This is a genomic window from Streptomyces sp. H39-C1 (genome assembly GCF_027158125.1).
GTDB lineage: Bacteria > Actinomycetota > Actinomycetes > Streptomycetales > Streptomycetaceae > Actinacidiphila > Actinacidiphila fildesensis.
The window spans coordinates 1-15886 of the sequence record NZ_JAPVLS010000014.1 but is presented as its reverse complement, the minus strand read 5'-3'; the positions used below and the strand labels follow the sequence as shown (position 1 = coordinate 15886).

General features: G+C 71.1%; 14 protein-coding genes and 2 pseudogenes. 6 read left to right on the top strand and 10 right to left on the bottom strand.

Annotated elements, in window-relative coordinates; genetic code table 11:
• Positions 1-7: 7 nt before the first annotated feature.
• Entirely contained in the window at positions 8-2008 is a 2001-nt protein-coding gene (locus O3W51_RS11995; protein ID WP_269285654.1) for a CocE/NonD family hydrolase, read from the bottom strand.
• Between the two features lie 307 nt (positions 2009-2315).
• Here O3W51_RS11995 and O3W51_RS11990 point away from each other — a divergent pair, with 307 nt between their 5' ends.
• Positions 2316-3335, top strand: a complete 1020-nt coding sequence (locus O3W51_RS11990) for a polyprenyl synthetase family protein (RefSeq protein WP_138357549.1) — start codon at positions 2316-2318, stop codon at positions 3333-3335.
• A 93-nt stretch (positions 3336-3428) separates the two neighbouring features.
• Here the strand turns inward: O3W51_RS11990 and O3W51_RS11985 are convergent, their stop codons facing one another.
• The 3 genes from O3W51_RS11985 to O3W51_RS11975 all read right to left on the bottom strand — a co-directional run bounded on the left by O3W51_RS11985 (position 3429) and on the right by O3W51_RS11975 (position 5374).
• Positions 3429-4187, bottom strand: coding sequence for a zf-HC2 domain-containing protein (locus O3W51_RS11985; protein ID WP_138357548.1), 759 nt, complete (start codon positions 4185-4187; stop codon positions 3429-3431).
• Positions 4184-4675, bottom strand: coding sequence for a sigma-70 family RNA polymerase sigma factor (locus O3W51_RS11980; RefSeq protein ID WP_164296607.1), 492 nt, complete (start codon positions 4673-4675; stop codon positions 4184-4186). The genes O3W51_RS11985 and O3W51_RS11980 overlap by 4 nt, the downstream gene beginning before the upstream one ends.
• Positions 4676-4777: 102 nt before the next feature.
• Positions 4778-5374, bottom strand: coding sequence for a hypothetical protein (locus tag O3W51_RS11975; RefSeq protein ID WP_269285649.1), 597 nt, complete (start codon positions 5372-5374; stop codon positions 4778-4780).
• Positions 5375-5662: 288 nt separating this feature from the next.
• On the opposite strand from O3W51_RS11975, the gene O3W51_RS11970 reads away from it, so the two are divergent.
• From O3W51_RS11970 to O3W51_RS11955, 4 genes are all read left to right on the top strand, one after another.
• Positions 5663-6742, top strand: coding sequence for a CHRD domain-containing protein (locus O3W51_RS11970; protein WP_269285646.1), 1080 nt, complete (start codon positions 5663-5665; stop codon positions 6740-6742).
• A gap of 307 nt (positions 6743-7049) precedes the next feature.
• Positions 7050-8339 (top strand): LolA family protein, encoded by a 1290-nt coding sequence (locus O3W51_RS11965; protein ID WP_138357545.1) that lies wholly within the window; start codon positions 7050-7052, stop codon positions 8337-8339.
• 66 nt (positions 8340-8405) lie between these two features.
• A complete protein-coding gene (locus O3W51_RS11960; protein WP_138357544.1) occupies positions 8406-9467 on the top strand; it encodes an ABC transporter ATP-binding protein in 1062 nt (353 codons plus the stop codon).
• Positions 9454-10353 (top strand): ABC transporter permease, encoded by a 900-nt coding sequence (locus tag O3W51_RS11955; RefSeq protein ID WP_187144978.1) that lies wholly within the window; start codon positions 9454-9456, stop codon positions 10351-10353. Before O3W51_RS11960 ends, O3W51_RS11955 begins: the two co-directional genes overlap by 14 nt.
• Positions 10354-10410: 57 nt before the next feature.
• Here O3W51_RS11955 and O3W51_RS11950 read toward each other — a convergent pair whose 3' ends face one another.
• The 5 genes and pseudogenes from O3W51_RS11950 to O3W51_RS11930 all read right to left on the bottom strand — a co-directional run bounded on the left by O3W51_RS11950 (position 10411) and on the right by O3W51_RS11930 (position 14971).
• A complete protein-coding gene (locus tag O3W51_RS11950) occupies positions 10411-10968 on the bottom strand; it encodes a flavodoxin family protein (protein ID WP_138357543.1) in 558 nt (185 codons plus the stop codon).
• 473 nt (positions 10969-11441) lie between these two features.
• Positions 11442-12167: pseudogene (locus O3W51_RS11945) on the bottom strand (DUF6895 family protein); the annotation flags it as partial.
• Between the two features lie 24 nt (positions 12168-12191).
• Positions 12192-12953, bottom strand: a complete 762-nt coding sequence (locus O3W51_RS11940) for a class I SAM-dependent methyltransferase (protein ID WP_138357541.1) — start codon at positions 12951-12953, stop codon at positions 12192-12194.
• A gap of 62 nt (positions 12954-13015) precedes the next feature.
• Positions 13016-13963 carry an EamA family transporter RarD gene (gene rarD, locus O3W51_RS11935; RefSeq protein WP_232484681.1) on the bottom strand — a complete coding sequence of 316 codons (948 nt, stop codon included), beginning with the start codon at positions 13961-13963 and terminating at the stop codon, positions 13016-13018.
• A 150-nt stretch (positions 13964-14113) separates the two neighbouring features.
• Positions 14114-14971 (bottom strand): SDR family oxidoreductase, encoded by an 858-nt coding sequence (locus O3W51_RS11930; RefSeq protein ID WP_138357540.1) that lies wholly within the window; start codon positions 14969-14971, stop codon positions 14114-14116.
• A gap of 117 nt (positions 14972-15088) precedes the next feature.
• On the opposite strand from O3W51_RS11930, the gene O3W51_RS11925 reads away from it, so the two are divergent.
• Complete coding sequence (locus O3W51_RS11925) at positions 15089-15505, top strand: winged helix-turn-helix transcriptional regulator (RefSeq protein WP_138357539.1); 417 nt, start codon at positions 15089-15091, stop codon at positions 15503-15505.
• A gap of 199 nt (positions 15506-15704) precedes the next feature.
• On the opposite strand, the pseudogene O3W51_RS11920 reads toward O3W51_RS11925, so the two are convergent.
• Positions 15705-15886 (bottom strand): annotated as a pseudogene (locus O3W51_RS11920) (2-oxoacid:ferredoxin oxidoreductase subunit beta); the annotation flags it as partial.

Here is a 15886-nt window from a genome sequence, read left to right as displayed (position 1 = left end):
CCTCGTTTCAGCCCGCCGTGCGCGGGATGCGGCGGTTCCAGGTGCGGTGGAAGACGGTCTCGTCGCCGGAGTGGCAGGTGACCTCGTTGAAGGTGACGAAGTGCGTCGCGTCCGCCTGGATCTCGGATCTGGTGTCGACGCTGACGTCCCAGCCGAGGTCCGGGCGGCGCAGCCGGACGTGCCACAGGGAGCGGGTGGCGGCGGAGAGCGGGTCACCGGACTCGATGCGGTAGGTCTCCAGGGCGTCCTCGGTGAATTCGAGGCCGTCGGGGTAGATCCGGGTACCGCCGTGGCGCGGGTCGACGTCCAGCTGCCAGGCACCGGTCGCGACATCGCGGGTGACGAGCCGTTCGGGGCGCGGCTCGGGTGCGCCGGGGAAGATCACGGGGAGCGGTGGAGCCTGTTCCGGTTCCTCGAAGTACAGCGGGATCGCGGACGGCGACGGGGCGCGGACCGGCAGGTCGAGGGCGCTGTCGGCAGCCTCGATGGTGAAGCCGGAGGCGTGCTCGGGCTGCGGGTGCGGCCAGATCCACGGCCAGTAGGCGGAGGACAGGGCGAGCCGGATGCGGTGGCCGTGCGGGAACGCGTGGCCGATGCCGTTGAGCTCGAACGCGATGTCCTCGGTGTGGCCCGGGGTCCACTCCACCGCCCGGTCCCGGCCGTGCCGCGCCAGCAGGTTGAGGGCGCCACGGGTGACGAGCGTGGAGGAGCCGTCCGGGGCCACGTCGCAGACCCGGGCGATGACCTGGCCGCGCGGCGCGTCGCAGCGCAGCCGCAGCCGGACCCGGGGGCGGCCGAGGACCTCGACACGGTCGGTGAGCGGCGCGGAGTCGAAGCAGACCGAGCGGCCGTCCTCCTCGCGCTGCTCCGGCGGCAGGTCGGCGTCGTTGCCGAACGGGAAGAAGCGGCCGGCGTCGATCCCGGTGTGCTGCGGGGAGTCGACCCGCACCGGGCCGCCGGGCAGCGCGTACGGGGTGTAGGTGACGGCGGGCGACGGCCAGCTGTCCTCGCCGACCCAGCGGCCCGGCAGTTCGTCGTAGACCGTGGCCGGCGGGTGCGACTCGCTGATCCAGGCGCGCAGCAGGGGATCGTCCATCACCCCCGTGGCCTTGTCCTTCAGCCAGTGGTCCCACCAGCGCAGTGTCTCCTGGAGGAAGCCGATGGCGGGCCCGGGCGGCCGCCCCCGGTCGGGGTACTGGTGGGACCAGGGGCCGATCAACCCGCGGACGGGTGCGTCCAGATGTTCGACAAGGCGCAGCACGGTGTCCCGGTACGGGTCGTGCCAGCCGCCGACGGTGAGGACGGCCGCCTTGACGGCGGAGTAGTCCTCGCACACGCTGCCGTGCTGCCAGTACGCGTCACGGCTCTGGTGGCCGAGCCACGTATGGATGAACGGATCGACGGCTTCGAGCCGTTCGAGCCACATCTGCCGCCAGCTGTCGCCGACCGCCGTGAGATCGGGCGGCCGGCAGACGAAGGCGAGCATCGTCGCGGCCCAGGCGTGCATGTCGACGGCGAGGACCGAGCCGCCCATGTAGTGCACATCGTTGTCGTAGCGGTCGTCGGTGGAGCAGACGGTGACGACGGCCTGGAGGGCCGGTGGCGCGAGCGCGGCGATCTGCAGGCTGTTGAAGCCGCCCCAGGAGATGCCGAACATTCCGACCCGGCCGGTGCACCAGGACTGCGCGGCCAGCCATTCGACGACCGCGACGCCGTCCGCGAGCTCCGCGGCGTCGTACTCGTCGCCCGGCAGCCCCTCGGAGTTGCCGTGGCCCCGTACATCCACCCGCACGGAGGCGTAGCCGTGACCCGCGTACCAGGGGTGCCGCTGCGAATCGCGCGGCGCCGTCCAGTCGTACAGCCGGTACGGGAGGTACTCCAGCAGCGCGGGCACCGGTTCGTCGGCGTACGGCCGCCAGATGCGCGCGTACAGCCGGGTGCCGTCGGGCAGCGGGATCCGGACGTCCTCGACGAAGGTCGTGTAGGGGAAATCGGTACGGATGCGCATCGGCGGGGCTCCCTTCGACGTCGGCGGCGGATCGGTGGACGGGGTCGGTGTGCGGGTCAGCGGGCGGTTTCCGTGGGACGGGGTGCCTCGTGCGGCGCAGCCAGGGCGAGATAGGCCTCCCGATCGGTCGGAATAAATGGCATCAATACGGATCATATGAGGCAAGATCCCGAACGGCCTGATGTGTATGACCTGTCCCGGCCATATAGGGGCGATGCCCCGGCAAAGATCGAGAGGGGACCGGCTACGCTGCCCGTGTAAGCAGTGCCACCCCTCAGACGCCATCTCAGCGAATGGAGTACCCCTCGTGAACGTCGTCGGGCCGTTCGGGTTGAGCGTGCGGGACGAGGCTCTCGAAGCCGACGTCCGGGCCGGGCTGTTTGCCGTGGAGGAGGGCCTCCTGGAGGCCACCAAGAGCGACGTCCCCTTCATCACCGGCGCCGCGCGCCATCTGGCCCGTGCGGGGGGCAAGCGGTTCCGGCCGCTGCTGGTCATGCTGGGCGCCCAGTTCGGCGACCCGAACGCGCCGGGCATCGTGCCAGCCGCGGTGGTCGTGGAGCTCACCCACCTCGCGACGCTCTACCACGACGACGTCATGGACGAGGCGGACGTACGCCGCGGCGTCCCCAGTGCCAACGCCCGCTGGGACAACTCGGTGGCCGTTCTCACCGGGGACTTCCTGTTCGCCCGCGCCTCGCACATACTGGCCGACCTCGGCCCCGAGGCCGTCCGCGTCCAGGCCGAGGCCTTCGAGCGGCTGGTGACCGGCCAGATCCTGGAGACCGCGGGACCGGCCGACGACCGCGACCCGATCGACCACTACCTCGACGTGATCGGCGGGAAGACCGGCTCGCTCATCGCCGTCTCCTGCCGCTTCGGGGCCATGATGTCCGGCGCGGACGAGTCGGTCGTCGACATCCTCACCCAGTACGGCGAGCGCATCGGCACCGCCTTCCAGCTCGCCGACGACGTCCTCGACATCGCCAGCGACAGCCACGAGTCGGGCAAGACCCCCGGCACCGACCTGCGCGAAGGCATCCCCACCCTCCCGGTGCTGCATCTGCGCACCCGGGTCGCCGCGGCCAACGGCTCGGCCTCCCCGGCCGACCGCCACCTCGTCGACCTCCTCGCGGGCGACCTCACCGACGACCACCGGCACGCCGAGGCACTGCGCCTGCTGCGCGCCCACCCGGCGCTGGAGCAGGCCCGCCGCGACACCGTCCGGTACGCCGACGAAGCCCGCGCCACCCTCGCCCCGCTCCCGGACTGTGCCGCGAAGCAGGCCCTGGAGGGCCTGTGCGACGCGGTGGTGTACCGCGCGGGCTGACCCCCGCCCTCGCTTCAGCCGCGGACACCCGAACGGCCGTCGAACGCCTGAGGCGCTCGACGGCCGTTCTCGCACCGGCCCCGCGAGGGGATCTCACGCCTTGACGTCCACCAGCGTTCTGCCGTCCAGGGTCCGCACCTCGTAGTGGTCGACCTCGTTCGGCTGCATGGCCGCGCCGCCGTGCATGTAGAGCGGGGTGCGCGCGGTTTCGTGCGGGCTGTCGGGGATGCCGTATCCCCAGGGGCCGACCGCCCAGGTGGTGACGGTCTGCTGGTCGCCGTTCTTGCCGACGGCGACGAGGCTGCAGCGCAGCGGGCCCTTCACGTTGCCGAGTTGGAGGACGACGTGGCTGCCCCAGGCCTTCTTCTCGACGCCGATCGTGGCGCTGACCTTGGTGGCGGGGTCGGTGCCGGAGACCTTGGCGGAGGCCGGTATCAGGTTGAAGGCGTCCTCGGCGGGCCCGCCGTGGGCATGTTCGGCGACCGCCGAGGTCCTGTCGCCGGAGGTGGCCTGGACGGCGATCAGCGGGCCGCCGATGATCAGGACGGCGGCGGCCGCGACCAGGAACATCCGGCGGCGCCGCGTCCTGGCGCGGACCTCGGCGACCTCGTCGAGCAGCCGGCCCAGCAGGGCGTCGTCGGTACTGCCGGGAACGGGAAGGAACGCGCCGGGGCCGGGGGTCGCCGCCGCGTACTCGGCGAGCAGGGGTTCGAGGCCCGCGAGCGAGTCGAGTTCCGCCATGCAGAGCTCGCAGCCGGCCAGATGTGTCTCGAACCGGGTGGCGTCCGCGTCGTCGAGGAGCCCGAGGGCGTACGCCCCCACGTCCGCGTGCTGCTCCTGCGGCGACGTCATGATGTCGTCACTCCTCGTTCCTCGAGCGCCAGTTTGAGCGAGCGCAGCGCGTAGAAGATCCGCGACCGCACTGTTCCGGCGGGTATGCCGAGCACCGCGGCGGCGTCCTCGACGGTGCGCCCCCGCAGATAGGTCTCGGCGAGCACCTGCCGGTGGGCGGCCGTCAGATCGGCCATCGCGTCGGAGATGGTCATGAGCCGGAGCACCTTGTCCATCTCGTCCTGGGCAGGCAGCAGCTCCAGGGGGCCGGGATCGACCTCCTGGGGGCGGGCCTGCCGGCTGCGATGGCCGTCGATGACCAGCCGGCGCGCCACCGTCACCAGCCAGGGACGGACGGATCCGGTGGCGCGCTCCAACTGGTCGCTGTTGCGCCAGGCGCGCAACAGCGTTTCCTGCACGACGTCCTCGGCCCGGTGCCGGTCCCCCGCGACCAGCCGCAGTACATAGGCGAGCAGGGGTCCTGCGTGCTCCTTGTAGAGCGTCCGCATCAGCTCTTCGCTCGGTTCCGTGGCCACGGGCGAATCCTTCCGCACCCGATCCTCCAGGTCGAGACCGTCTGGGGATTGATCAACAGCGGATGAGTATCCGGATCAGTATCCGGAGGTGTCGCCGCCGGTGCTCATGCCGGCGCTGCTCGCCGCATTCTTGCCCTGCGGGCTGCTCACGAACCACGTCCCGCCGACCCCCTGACCGAGGGTGTCGCCGGCCTTGGTGTCCTTGGCGAAGCGGTAGAGCGGCCAGCCGCCGAGGGTGAGCTGCTTGCTGCCGTCGGCGCGGGTGACGGTGGAGACCAGGCTCTTGTCGATGCCGGTCACGGTCACGCTGTCCTTGGCGAGGGCCGGCGGCCACTTCACGGCGCAGTCGCCCGAGCAGTTCGACGCCGACGGGTGCGCGGTGTCCTTGTCGAAGCGGTAGAGCGTGCGGCCCTGGTCGTCGGTGACCATCGCGGCGAAGGACGGGGTCTTCGCGGCGATCAGGGCGCCGGTGGGCGCGGGCTGCTGCGCTGCGGGCTTGCCCGCGGGCTGCTGCGAGCCCGGCTGCGAGGTGGCCGGCGGCGTCGAGGGCTGGTCCTGCGCACCCGACGCGTCGGAGTCCGTCGGGCCGCAGGCGGTGACGGCGAGCGCGAGAACCGCGATTCCGGAAGCGGCGAAGAGACGGATACGGCTGGTGCGAATGGACTTGGACATGGCGGTTCCCCCTGGTGGCAGTGCGTGGATGGTGCGACGTTCGCCTCCATCCATACGCAGCGGCCGCGCCCGCCCACTCAACGATCCGCGAAAAAAGTTTTGGGAGATTCGCTCAACAACCCATCCTGGCCCGGCGATTGTGCGGTATACGCAAACGGCTCCCGTCCGACTCAACGCCGGAGCCGTGATTCTCACCGCACTTCCGCGTTGAGCGACGGCCGCCGGAGGGCGCGTATGAACCCCTGAGACGCCGGGGCGTGGGGCACCGGCCACAGGGGAGGACTTTTCATGAACGGCATCAGGAACCGCATCGGGAACCGTCGCACCGCGATCGCGCTCGCCGTCACCGCCGCCGCGGTCGCGGGCGGCGTCTCGCTGGCCGTGCTGCCCGCATCCGCGGACGGCAACGCGGCCGGGAACGGGAACGCGGGCCACGACATGAGCTCCATGGCGTCGATGGCGATGCCCGGGTCGGCCGGATGGGGCGACGACAGCATCAGCACGCAGAGCGGCAGCGGCGGGAGCAGCGGCGGTGCCGACCGCGGCAAGGCCGTCTACTTCGTGGCGAGTCTGACCGGTGCCAACGAGGTGCCGGTGGCGAACGGCCCCGCGGTCGGCGACAAGGACGGCAAGGCCGTGGAGTTCCTGAAGATCCAGGGCAACCAGGTCTCGTTCGCCATGAAGTGGAAGGGCATCGCCCCGCCCACCGCCGCGCACATCCATCAGGGCGCCGCCGGTAGCAACGGCGGTGTGAAGATCCCGTTCTTCGCCGAGAAGCTGCCCGGCAGCGTCTACTCGGTGACCGGCTCGGTCACCGTCGACGACGCGAAGCTCCTCTCCGACCTGCGGACGAACCCGGGCGGCTTCTACGCCAATCTGCACACCGCCGAGTTCCCGGGTGGTGCGGTCCGCGGCCAGCTGCACACGCTCAGCTCGTCGATCGACTTCTCCAAGGCGCTCTCCGACCTCCAGGCTTCCGTGGTCAGGGGCCAGCAGATCTACGCGTGCACCAAGCAGCCGGGTGGCGGGTACGCGTTCACCCAGGACAACGTGAAGGCGCACCTCGGCGCCGGTATCGAACACTCCTTCGTGCGGCCCGCGGCCGGTCCGCCGCAGTGGATCGCCCCCGACGGCAGCGCGGTCACCGGCGCGGTCCTGACCAGGACGCCGAACGGCCAGGGCAACATCCCCGAGCTGGACCTGCGGGCCACCCAGTCCGGCAAGCGGGACGGGGTGCTCGCCGGCACCCAGGAGATCCTGCGGCTCAACACGGCCGGCGGCGTGGCCCCGGCCGGCAGCTGCGACCCGTACAAGACCCCCAGGGTCGGGGTGGACTACCGCGCCGACTACCTCTTCATCGGCAAGTGAGGGTTGCCCCTGAGCTCCTGGGCGCCGGAGGGCCGGCCGAACCCGGCTGAACGGGTGCGAATGCCTCCGAACGGGGCCCCCGCCGGGCTCTCCGGTACCTCCGGGCGTTCCACCGACCCGTGTACGCCCTCGGGGTTCGTCATCCCGGGGGCGTACACAGGGTTGCTCCCGGCGGCTGATGTGCTGGGGCTTCCGGTTTGGTGGGATTGGTATCACCACCTCAGGGGCGGATCGGGTGACAATGGACCCGAGAGGTGGACGAGTGCACGGCATCGTGGCCGCCGCTGACGACGGAGGTAGGAACGCAATGGCACGGATCCAACCGACGCAGGTCCCGGAAGCGGGAGACACCGGAGGCACCGGGGGAGAGGGCAGAGGTCCAGGTCGTCGCAAGGCGATGCGGTACGCGGTCCCTGTCGCGGTGGCGGGGGTGGCGGCGGCGACCATCAGCCTCGTCCCGGCTCTCGCCGACTCCGGTAACCCCGATCTGCCGAAGATCACGGCAGAGCAGTTGCTGACGAAGATAGCCGCGTCCGACACCCAGACGGTCTCGGGCTCGGTCAAGATCACCACAGACCTCGGACTGCCGTCCTTCCTCGGCGGCGCCACCGGCGGCGGCAGCCCCTTCGGCGGTGCGGGCGGGGACGACAGCGGCAAGGGCCGCAAGGGCAGCGGTTCCGCCGCCGACCCCAAGGCGCAGCTCACCCAGCTGCTGGCCGGCAGCCACACGCTGCACATCGCGGCCGACGGACCGGACAAGCAGCGCGTCTCGATCATCGAGAAGGCCGCCGAGTACAGCGTCATCCACAACGGTGACCAGGTCTGGGCGTACGACAGTTCGTCCAACCAGGCGTACCACTCGACGCTGCCGAAGTCCGCGGGCAAGGCCGGCACCGATCACGCCAAGCAGCTGCCCGACGACTTCCCGAGCACCCCGCAGGCCGCGGCCCAGCAGGCGCTCAAGGCGGCGGGCCCCCACACGTCCGTCTCCGTCGACGGCACGGCGAAGGTCGCCGGGCGCAACGCCTACCAGCTTCTCGTCCAGCCCAAGGGCGGCGACTCCACGGTCGGCACGATCCGTGTCGCGGTGGACGCGTCGACCGGGGTGCCGCTGAAGTTCACGCTGACGCCGAAGACCGGTGGCAAGGCCGCGATCGACATCGGCTTCACCAAGGTGGACTTCGGCAAGCCCGAGGCCGGCACCTTCCAGTTCACCCCGCCCAAGGGCGCCAAGGTGACGGAGGACAAGGCCGACGGGGCCGCGCTGAACGACAAGCGGGCGGGCAAGGACGGCGCGTCCGCCCTCGAAGGCCTGAACGTCCTGGGCGCGGACTGGAATGCGGTCGCCGAGATCAAGGCGCCCAAGGGCGCCCTGCCCGGGTCCGACTCCGGATCGCAGTCCGGGCGCGGCCGGAACGACAAGAACGTGCAGGGGCTGATCGACAGCTTCGGCAAGCACGTCACCGGAAGGTTCGGTTCCGGCACGGTCTTCTCCACCCGGCTCGTCAACGCCCTGATCACCGACAACGGCACCGTGTACGTCGGTGCTGTCAACCAGGACGCTCTGCTCAAGGCCGCCAACGCGGCTGCCAAGTAAGCCCCTTCGTCCGCCCGGCCGTGTCACCGGCCGGGCGGGCTCTTGTCCTCCTGCAGAGGAAGTGCGATGGAAGAGCCGTCCGCCGGGACCGGTACCGGGAGGCCCGGGACCGCGGCCGATGCCGAGGCCGTGATCGAGACCCGTGGTCTGACGAAGCAGTACCGGGGGACGCTCGCCGTGGACGGCCTGGACCTCACGGTGCCGCGCGGCAGCGTCTTCGGCTTTCTCGGGCCCAACGGCTCGGGCAAGACGACCACCATCCGGATGCTGATGGGCCTGATCGAGCCGACGGCCGGGACGGCCGCGGTGCTGGGCCGCCCGATGCCGCGCGCCGGGCGCACGGTGCTCCCGAAGGTCGGCGCGCTGATCGAGGGACCGGCGCTCTACGGCTTTCTGTCCGGCCGCGACAACCTGGTGCGGTACGACTCCGCCGATCCCACGGCGGACCCCCGCACGCGCACCGCGCGGGTCGGGGACGCGCTCGACCGGGTCGGCCTGGCGGCCGCCGCGGGCAAGAAGGCGCGGGCGTACTCGCTCGGCATGAAGCAGCGGCTCGGCCTCGCGTCCGCGCTGCTGCAACCGCGCGAGCTGCTGGTGCTGGACGAGCCGACGAACGGCCTCGACCCGCAGGGAATGCGCGAGATCCGGTCCCTGATCAGGGAGTTGGCGGCAGACGGCACGACCGTGTTCCTCTCCTCGCATCTGCTCGACGAGATCGAGCAGGTGTGCTCGCACGTCGCCGTCATGGCACGCGGCCGGCTCATCACCCAGGGGACCGTCGCGGAACTGGCGGCCGGCACGCGCGGCCGGCTCGCCGTGACGACCCCCGATCCGGCGGACGCGGTACGGATTCTCAAGGAGCACGGCGTGACAGATCTGATCGTCCTGGACGACAAGGTCACCGGCGAGCTGCCGCCCGACCCGCCGGACGCCCCCGATCCGTCCGATCCGTCCGATCCGTCAGCGCCGTCCGAAGCGGCGGCACCGGCCGGACCGCTGGACCTCGCGGACCTCAACGCGGCCCTGGTGGCCGCCGGGGTGCGGGTCCGCGGCTTCGGGGTCGAACGGGCCTCGCTGGAGGACGCGTTCGTGGCACTGACCGGGGAGGGCTTCGATGTCGCGGGCTGAGGCCGGAACGGTCCCCGTCGTCCGCCCGCTGAGCAGCGCCCTCTGGTCGCTGGGGCTGTTCCGCAGCGAGCTGACGATCGTCTTCCGCCGCTGGCGGACCGTGGCGCTGCTGGCGGTGCTCGCCGGCGTGCCGCTGCTGGTCGGTATCGCGGTGAAGATCGAGACCCGCAACGGCGGTTCGGCCGGCAGAGGCGGCGGCGGGGGAGACGGCGCCGGTCCTGCGTTCATCTCGCAGGTCAGCAACAACGGCCTGTTCCTGAGCTTCGCCTCGCTCGCCGCGACCCTCCCGGTCTTCCTCCCGATGGCGGTCGGCGTGATCGCCGGTGACTCCGTCGCCGGCGAGGCGAACTCCGGCACGCTGCGCTATCTGCTGGTGGCCCCCGCCGGCCGGACCCGGCTGCTGCTCGCCAAGTTCACCGCCGTGGCCGCCTTCTGCGCGGTGGCGACGCTGGTCGTGGCGGGCGCGGCACTGGCGGTCGGCGCGGCGCTCTTCCCGCTGGGGGACGTGACGCTGCTGTCGGGCACGACCATCTCGTTCTCCGACGGCCTGGTGCGCGCCCTGATGATCGCGGCGCTGGTCGCGGCCTCGCTGGTGGGCGTCGCCGCGATCGGGCTGTTCATCTCGACCCTCACCAACAGCGGTATCGGCGCGATGGCGGCGACGGTGGGCCTGGTGATCACCGTGCAGATCGTGGACACGATCCCGCAGCTGCACGTCGTCCAGCCGTATCTCTTCCCGCACTACTGGCTGAGCTTCGCGGATGTCCTGCGGGCCCCGGTCTACTGGGACGACATCGTCAAGAATCTCGGTCTGCAGGCGCTGTACGCGGCGGTGTTCGGCTCCGCCGCGTGGGCGCGGTTCACCTCGCGGGACATCAGCGCGTGAACCTCGGCGCGTGAAGCGGGCCGCCCCGTGCGGCATCCGCTTCCCGCCGAAGCACCGTCATTCCGCGAAGAACTCCTTCGCCCGGCCGAGCGCCGCGGTGTCCTTCAGTACGTCGCCGGGCTCGCTGCCGTTGCCCGTCAGCACGCCGCCCCACTCCATCCTCAGGTAGTTCGCCGTCTTCTCCAGCGTGCCCGCGAGGGCGTCGGCGTCGGCGGGGTCCTGCCCCGCCAGGGCCGTGATGCCCCAGAGCTTCCGTCCGGCCATCCGGGGCTTGAAGTCCACGCCCGGTACGCGCATCCAGCCCGACCAGTGGTCGAGGTAGCGCTTGGTGGCGGTCGAGACGCTGTACCAGTAGAGCGGCGAGGCGATCACGAGGTCGGTCGCGCCGAGGGTGGCGTCCAGCAGGACCTTGCCGTGGCCGGTGGGCGCGGGGTAGCGGCCGTCGCCCTCGTGGCGCAGATCCTCGAAGTCCGACAGCGGCAGATCCGTCAGCCGCAGCCACTGCTGCTCGGCGCCGGGGGGCAGTTGCTCTGCGGCGTGCCGCGCCAGGAGCTCGGTGTTGCCGTCCGCGCGAGGGCTGCCGAGAAGGAAGAGGAACGTCCGCTGAGTGTGCATACGCATTTATTGCACGCGCATGTAATTCTCGTCAAGGCCGTTCGGTCGTAGCGCGTCGAGGCCGGTCGGGATGGGTCGGCGCGGAGGCGGAACGAGGCGGGAAGGGGTGAGGCGTTGGGCTGCGGCCCGCAGATGCTGTCATCTGCGGGCCGCTGAACGTGACCCTGCCGCTGAGTTGCGGTGGTCTTCGTGGCGACCCGGAGTCGGCGGACTGGACAGGTAGTGATCAATCGCCCGGGAGGCGCATCCATTCCTTCACATGCTAGTGGGATGTACCAGACATTTGTAACCAATCGCCATGTCGCTGACGACGGTATCCGGTTGATGGCCACTCGACTGGCTCAGCACGCCGAAGGTGCCGGAATCCGGTGGGAAGCGTCAGCGGGTTCGCCGGGCCGCCAGCGAGCGCAGCGCGTCGTACGCGCGCTGGATGAACGTGCTGTTCATGGCGGGAGCGGTGTATCGCCATCGCGTCACGGCCGGGCCGGAGCGCCGTCGGCCTCGGGAGAACCGCCGCCGGAACCGCCGTCGAGGGTGCGGGAGGGTGCCAGGGTGCCGGCGATCGCGGCGACGACCGCCGTGTGCTGCTGGTCCGCGAACCCGTCGTCGGGGTCGTCGGAGACGGCGGACGTGTCGCGTGGCGCCAGGCCGTCCTCGTGCTGGATGCCGGCCATCAGCTCCCAGGTCCCCGGATCGAGGTACGGCTCCTTCGGACAGCTGCCGACGATCATCAGCTCGCCCATCAGGTCCCACTCGCCGACCTCGGCCCAGATGTCGATCCAGGCCGGGAGCCACGCGGCGAGATAGTCGCCGATGTCGTCCGGGAGGTCCTCCGGCCGGCGGCCCCGGTCGGTCGCATGGAAGACCGTGTGCGTCATGCTGTAGCCGGTCATCCAGTCGATGAGCCAGGGTTCCGGAGTGTTCCCGAGCCAGGTGGCGCGGATCAACTCCTCCCGGTCGCCCGCCCGTCCGGTGCCTTCGAGGCCGGCGACGCGCACCGCGTTGGCGACGGCGAGGGCGCGGTTGGGATGGTGCTCCACGTTGCGCACCGACCGCAATCCGGTGACGTGCCGGAGCAGTTGCTGCATCGGCTCATGGCGGTAGCCGCCGCGGGCGAGGTGCGCGTACGTCTCCAGCGAGTCCGTCATGAGCGGGTAGCGCAGCAACCGCGCGTAGAGCGGGTCTCCCTCGCCGAACTGCCCCCAGGCGTGGAGGCGTCGGCGTCAGGAGCTTTTGCGTGCTTCGATGAGGAAACGAGTGGTATGAGCGACGAATGAACCGTCCGTCCGGATCTGCTCGTCCAGGGCCTTCAGCTCGGTCCGGTACTGCTCGACGGTGAAGCCCGGGACCATCCAGATGACCTTCCGGAGGAAGTAGATCACCGCGCCGATGTCGTGGAACTCGGTGCGCAGCGTCTCCATCCGCAGATCGAGGACCTCCAGCCCGGCGGCCTCGGCCGCGGTCCGGGCGTCGTCCGGATGCCGCCCGCGCTTTACCTCGGCGGGCAGCGGGCCCAGGAAGTACTCGACGAGCTCGAACACGCTCGCGGGGCCGACCTGCTGCGAGAAGTACGTTCCGCCGGGCCGCAGTACCCGCGCGATCTCGGTCCACCACGTGGTCACCGGATGGCGGCTCACCACCAGGTCGAACGCCGCGTCGCCGAACGGCAGCGGCGGCTCGTCCTCGTCGGCGACGACGACCGCCCCGAGCGGATGCAGCAGCGCGGTGGCCTTGGCGACGTTCGGCGGCCAGGACTCCGTGGCGACGGTCAGCGCCGGAAGCCGCGGCACCCCGGCGAGCACTTCTCCGCCCCCGGTCTGGATGTCCAGCGCCGCGGTGGACCGTGCCATCCGCTCGCCCATGGCCCGCGCGTAGCCCCAGGAGGGCCGTTCCTCGCTCGCCCGCCCGTCGAGCCAGGAGAAGTCCCAGCCGTCGACGGACACGGTCTCGGCCTCGGCCACCAGTTCCTCGAAGCTGCGCATCATGCCCCCAACCCTGGCATCGCGTCCCGGCCCGGGCCAGCGGATTTCCGGGGGCGCAGGGCGGCTTACGCCGGGGCTGTTGCCTTCGCGGCCATCGCCGTCGCGGCGTCGCGGGCCGCGGTGCGGGTGCGGTGGGCGTTGTGTAGGGCGTCCCAGGTGAGGAGGGCGAGGGCACCCCAGACGAGGGCGAACCCGGCCCAGCGCTCGGGGGGCATGGCCTCGTGGAAGTAGACCAGCCCGAGGAGGAACTGGAAGACCGGAGCGAGGTACTGCAGCAGCCCGATGGTGCTGAGCGGGAGGCGGATGGCGGCGGCGCCGAAGGCGATGAGGGGGCCGGCGGTGACGAGGCCGCAGGCCATGAGAAGAGCGGCGTGGCCGGGGCCCTCGCCGGTGAAAGTGGCGTTGCCCTGGGCGCCGAGGAAGATCAGATAGCCGAGCGCGGGCAGGAACTGCACGGAGGTCTCGGCGGCCAGCGACTCCAGCCCGCCCATGCCGACCTTCTTCTTGATGAAGCCGTAGGTGGCGAACGAGAAGGCGAGGGTGAGGGCGATCCACGGCAGCCGCCCGTACCCGATGGCCAGGACGAGGACGGCGGCGACGCCGATGCCGACCGCGGTCCACTGCAGCGGCCGCAGCCGTTCGCGCAGCACCAGGACGCCGATGGCGATGGTGACCAGCGGATTGATGAAGTAGCCGAGCGAGGTCTCGACGACATGGCCGGAGTTGACGCCCCAGATGTACAGGCCCCAGTTGACGGAGACCACGGTGGCGGCGACCGCGAGCAGGCCGAGCCGTTTGGGCTGCCGCAGCAGCTCGGGTATCCAGGCCCAGCGGCGCATGACCAGCAGGATCACCGCGACGACGGCGAGCGACCAGACCATCCGGTGGGCGAGGATCTCCAGCGCTCCGGCGGGCTTGAGGAGCGGCCAGAAGAGCGGGAAGGTGCCCCAGAGCCCGTAGGCGCCGAATCCGTACGCAAGGCCCGCGCGGTGCTCGTTCACTGGTGGCGACAACGGATGCTCCTCGGGCAGATGCCAATGCTCGAAGGTAGCGCCGTCGAGCCCCACCTGTCATGGCCGTCTTGCTTAACGGTCATGACAGGTGGGGCTTAACGGATGCCGGACCAGGATCCGCAGGTCGGAGCGGTAGGGCCGGCGGGCGGGTCAGACCTTCAGTGCCTCGGCGAGCGTCACCGTGAACGGGGTGGTCGGGCGGCCGATCAGCCGGGCCAGGTCGCCGGTGGCGATGGCGAGCCGGCCGCGCGCGATCGCGTCGTCCACGTCGGCGAAGATCTCGGCGAAGTCCGCGGGCATGCCCGTGCCGGTCAGCAGCGCGCGGAAGTCCTCGGTGGGCAGGTCGGTGTAGACGACCTCCTTGCCGGAGTGCTTCGCCACTTCGGCGGCGTACTCGCCCAGCGTCCAGGCGGTGTCGCCGCTCAGCTCGTAGGCGGTGTTCTCGTGGCCGTCCCCGGCCAGCACGACAGCGGCCGCGGCGGCGTAGTCCTGGCGGGCCGCGCTGGCGACCCGGCCCTCGCGGGCGCTGCCGACGACGGCGCCGTGCTCCAGCACCGTGGCGAGCCGGCTCGTGTAGTTCTCGGTGTACCAACCGTTGCGCAGGAACGTGTACGGCAGCCCGGACGCGAGGATCAGCTGCTCCGTCTCACGGTGGGCGGAGGCGAGCAGGAAGTCCGCCTCGGGCCCGCCGAGTATGCCGGTGTAGGCGAGCCGGGCCACCCCGGCCTCCTTGGCGGCATCGATCACCGCGGTGTGCTGCGCCACCCGGCCGTGCAGATCGTTGCTGGAGATCAGCAGCACCGTGTCACCGGGGTGGAGGGCGGCCTTGAGCGTCTCCGGGCTGCTGTAGTCGGCGATCCGCAGCTCCACGCCGCGGGCGGCGAGGTCGGCGGCCTTGTCCGCGTCGCGCACCACGGCGGCGATGCGGTCGGCGGGCACGCGCTCCAGCAGCTCGTCGATGACGAGGCGGCCGAGCTGTCCGGTGGCTCCGGTGACAACGATGCTCATGGTGAGTGCTCCCTGTAGTAACGACGTGGCCGGTGACTGCGCCGGACCGGCTGATGCACTCACCCTAGGACCTGCACTAACCAATCGAAAGTACCCACTTTGAGGTAAGGTACTGGTATGAGCGTAAGTATCGAGCCCAGTGCACTGGAGCAGCTGGTCGCCAGTGGGCCCCCACGGGACGTTCCCGACGTCTTCTCGGCGGACTGCCCCTCGCGGGTGGTCCTGGAGCACGTCACCAGCCGCTGGGGCGTGCTCGTCCTCGCCGCGCTGATCGACGGGACGCACCGGTTCAGCGCCCTGCGCCGGCAGGTCGGCGGGGTGAGCGAGAAGATGCTCGCCCAGACGCTCCAGGCGCTGGAGCGTGACGGCTTCGTGCACCGCGAGGCGTACCCCGTGATCCCGCCGCGCGTCGAGTACTCCCTCACCCCGCTCGGTGAGGGCGCCGCGCGGCGCGTCTGGGAGCTCGCCTGCTGGATCGGCGGCTCACTGCCGGACGTGTTCGAGGCGCGCGCGACGTACGACGCCGCGCGCTGAACGGACCGGACCGCGAAAGGACGCCGACGAACCGGACCGCGAACGACCCCTGAACGCACCGGATCGCTGAACGCACCGGACCGCTGAACGGCGATGCCCGCCGGGGGAGTTGTCGAACTCCCCGGGCGGGCATCCGCGTGGACCGCTCCGTCGATGTGCCGGTGTGGCGATGTGCCGCTGTGCGGTGGTGTGCCGGTCGTCAGCCGACGACCGTCCAGGTGTCCTGGCCGGCGAGCAGTGCGGCGAGGTCGCCCTTGCCCTTCTCCTCGACGGCGCGTTCCAGCTGGTCGGACATGTCGGCGTCGTAGACCGGCCGTTCGACGCTGCGTAGCACCCCGATGGGGGTGTGGTGCAGCGTGTCCGGGTCGGCGAGGCGGGACA

Coding starts and splice junctions, on each gene's coding strand:
- O3W51_RS11995 (WP_269285654.1), bottom strand. CDS start 2,008: ATGCGCATCCGTACCGATTTCCCCTACACGACCTTCGTCGAGGACGTC.
- O3W51_RS11985 (WP_138357548.1), bottom strand. CDS start 4,187: ATGACGTCGCCGCAGGAGCAGCACGCGGACGTGGGGGCGTACGCCCTC.
- O3W51_RS11980 (WP_164296607.1), bottom strand. CDS start 4,675: ATGCGGACGCTCTACAAGGAGCACGCAGGACCCCTGCTCGCCTATGTA.
- O3W51_RS11975 (WP_269285649.1), bottom strand. CDS start 5,374: ATGTCCAAGTCCATTCGCACCAGCCGTATCCGTCTCTTCGCCGCTTCC.
- O3W51_RS11970 (WP_269285646.1), top strand. CDS start 5,663: ATGAACGGCATCAGGAACCGCATCGGGAACCGTCGCACCGCGATCGCG.
- O3W51_RS11965 (WP_138357545.1), top strand. CDS start 7,050: ATGGCACGGATCCAACCGACGCAGGTCCCGGAAGCGGGAGACACCGGA.
- O3W51_RS11960 (WP_138357544.1), top strand. CDS start 8,406: ATGGAAGAGCCGTCCGCCGGGACCGGTACCGGGAGGCCCGGGACCGCG.
- O3W51_RS11955 (WP_187144978.1), top strand. CDS start 9,454: ATGTCGCGGGCTGAGGCCGGAACGGTCCCCGTCGTCCGCCCGCTGAGC.
- O3W51_RS11950 (WP_138357543.1), bottom strand. CDS start 10,968: ATGCACACTCAGCGGACGTTCCTCTTCCTTCTCGGCAGCCCTCGCGCG.
- O3W51_RS11940 (WP_138357541.1), bottom strand. CDS start 12,953: ATGATGCGCAGCTTCGAGGAACTGGTGGCCGAGGCCGAGACCGTGTCC.
- O3W51_RS11930 (WP_138357540.1), bottom strand. CDS start 14,971: ATGAGCATCGTTGTCACCGGAGCCACCGGACAGCTCGGCCGCCTCGTC.
- O3W51_RS11925 (WP_138357539.1), top strand. CDS start 15,089: ATGAGCGTAAGTATCGAGCCCAGTGCACTGGAGCAGCTGGTCGCCAGT.